The 371-nt window shown below is 60.5% G+C and carries 1 protein-coding gene; it reads left to right on the top strand.

The window, feature by feature from the left end; all coding sequences use genetic code 11:
- Positions 1-55: 55 nt before the first annotated feature.
- On the top strand, positions 56-371 hold a 316-nt coding region (locus EKO24_RS00625), incomplete at its 3' end, for an ATP-binding protein (protein WP_479680432.1).

Here is a 371-nt window from a genome sequence, read left to right on the forward strand (position 1 = left end):
TGAATTCGTCGTCGCCAGCGCGCCCGGCCAGGGCAGCCGCTTCAGCTTCGAATTGGTGCTGGGATTGTCAGCCTTGCCTGCGCAACACCGTTCCAGGGCGCCGCTGTCGGCCCAGGGCGATTTCGGCAAACNTAACCTGCTCGGCAATGCGATCAAATTCACCGAACAGGGCCAGGTTACGCTGGCAGTTAACGTCCGGAGCATGATCCAGTCGGAAGCCAAGTTAGTGTTTAGCGTGACCGATACCGGCATCGGCATGTCCGAGGCCGATAGAGAAAAGTTGTTCCAGCCGTTCAGCCAGGTGGACGGTTCGATCACCCGCCGCTTCGGCGGCACCGGTCTGGGCCTGGTGATCAGCCATAACTTGCTGC

This window comes from Candidatus Methylobacter oryzae, assembly GCF_003994235.2.
Taxonomy (GTDB): domain Bacteria; phylum Pseudomonadota; class Gammaproteobacteria; order Methylococcales; family Methylomonadaceae; genus Methylobacter_A; species Methylobacter_A oryzae.